General features: G+C 38.4%; 3 protein-coding genes. All 3 read left to right on the forward strand.

What is annotated here, in order from left to right:
* Nucleotides 1–6 precede the first annotated feature (6 nt).
* Nucleotides 7–354 (forward strand): ArsR/SmtB family transcription factor, encoded by a 348-nt coding sequence (locus AC1DRF_RS24680; RefSeq protein WP_028410070.1) that lies wholly within the window; start codon nucleotides 7–9, stop codon nucleotides 352–354.
* Nucleotides 355–372: 18 nt separating this feature from the next.
* Nucleotides 373–1,671, forward strand: a complete 1,299-nt coding sequence (locus AC1DRF_RS24685) for an arsenic transporter (protein ID WP_427076774.1) — start codon at nucleotides 373–375, stop codon at nucleotides 1,669–1,671.
* A gap of 24 nt (nucleotides 1,672–1,695) precedes the next feature.
* The coding region (gene arsC, locus AC1DRF_RS24690; protein WP_477741933.1) for an arsenate reductase (thioredoxin) at nucleotides 1,696–2,069 on the forward strand (374 nt) is incomplete at its 3' end.

The following is a 2,069-nucleotide window of genomic DNA, read 5'->3' on the forward strand; positions in this document are numbered from 1 at the left end:
GTCATAATGGATGTAAAAGCGCAGGTAGAAGTGGAAAAAGCAGTACAGATACTGAAGCTGCTTGGAGATAAGACAAGATTGTCAATGATGAAGCTGCTCCAAAATAACGAGTGCTGTGTTTGTGAGCTAGTTGAAATTTATAAAGCAAGTCAACCGGCTATTAGCCAACACTTGCGGAAGTTAAGAGCTATCGAACTCGTAAGTGAAAGACGAAAAGGACATTGGATCTTCTATTCCTTAAATAAAGAAAACAGCTATTATCAGTTTGTCCTTGATATACTCGATTCTTTACCAAGCGAAGATGAACGATTAAAAGAACTAGAAAAGCAAGGTTTACGTATTAATTGTTGCTAATAATAGGAGGTCTGTAAAGTGATATCAGTTATAGTAGCCTCCCTCATCTTCTTAGTGACATTGATTTTTGTCATTTGGCAGCCAAAGAACTTGTCTATTGGTTGGTCAGCATGTGGAGGCGCAGTATTAGCTCTTTTAGCAGGTGTGGTTGATTTCCATGACGTGCTGGATGTAACTCAAATTGTATGGAATGCAACATTAACGTTTATTGCAGTTATTATTATTTCCTTAATTTTAGATGAAATTGGATTTTTCGAGTGGGCAGCTTTACATATGGCGCGTACTGCAGGAGGCAATGGCGTTCGCATGTTCGTTTATGTATCCCTCCTTGGAGCTATAGTAGCAGCATTATTCGCAAACGATGGAGCAGCCTTAATTCTAACACCTATTGTACTTGCCATGGTACGAGCACTTAAATTTGAAGATAAAATGGTCTTCCCCTTTATTATCGCCAGTGGATTCATTGCAGATACAACATCGTTACCTCTTGTAGTAAGTAACTTGGTCAACATTGTATCAGCTGATTTCTTTGGTATTCGCTTTTCTGAATTTGCATCACGTATGATTGTGCCAGATCTGTTCTCACTTTTGGCAAGTATTGTTGTCTTATATTTGTACTTTCGTAAAAGCATCCCTAAGAAATACAATCTAGATGATTTACAGAAACCGGTTGAAGCCATTAAAGATAAGAAAATGTTCCGTTTATCAGGAATCGTTTTATTCATTTTAGTTCTTGGTTACTTTATTGGTGAGTTTTTCGATATTCCTGTTTCTATTATCGCAGGTATTATTGCGATTTTATTCTTAGGAATAGCAAGAAAGAGTCCCGCTGTTCACACTAAAAAAGTGCTAGCAGGAGCTCCGTGGGCGATTGTTTTCTTTTCGATTGGTATGTATGTTGTTGTCTATGGATTACGTAATGTAGGGCTAACTAAAGTATTAGCAAGCCTCATTCAAGCAACGGCTGACCATGGATTATTTGCTGCAACCATTGGCATGGGATTCATTGCAGCCATACTTTCATCGATTATGAACAACATGCCAACCGTGATGATTGATGCTTTGGCCATTGATGCAACTTCTGCAACAGGTACAATTAAAGAAGCCTTGATTTATGCAAACGTCATTGGCTCGGACTTAGGACCAAAAATTACACCTATTGGCTCTCTAGCCACTCTCTTATGGCTCCACGTTCTTTCGACAAAAGGAGTTAAGATTTCTTGGGGAACCTATTTTAAAACAGGTATTATCTTAACCATCCCAACATTGTTTATTACGCTTGTTGGTTTATATATTTGGTTATCAATTATTTCTTAACACATCATAAAGGAGATTTTACACATGTCTAAAAAAACACTTTATTTCTTATGTACAGGTAACTCTTGCCGTAGCCAAATGGCTGAAGGATGGGCAAAAAAATATCTAAATAATGATGAATGGGATGTACGCAGTGCAGGGTTAGAAGCTCATGGATTAAATCCCAATGCTGTAAAAGCAATGAAAGAAGCTGGTGTTGATATCTCAAACCAAACATCTGATGTCATTGACCCTGAAATTTTAAATAATGCGAATTTGGTCGTTACATTATGTGGCCATGCAGCAGATCACTGCCCAGTAACGCCTCCCCATGTAAAACGTGAACACTGGGGATTTGATGACCCTGCAAAAGCTGAAGGAACAGATGAAGAGAAATGGGCGTTCTTCCAGCGTGTACG

This window comes from Priestia sp. P5_B4 (genome assembly GCF_056400385.1).

What these genes read in the sequence shown, in the direction of transcription:
- AC1DRF_RS24680 (WP_028410070.1), top strand. Translation starts at nt 7, where the DNA reads ATGGATGTAAAAGCGCAGGTAGAAGTGGAAAAAGCAGTACAGATACTG.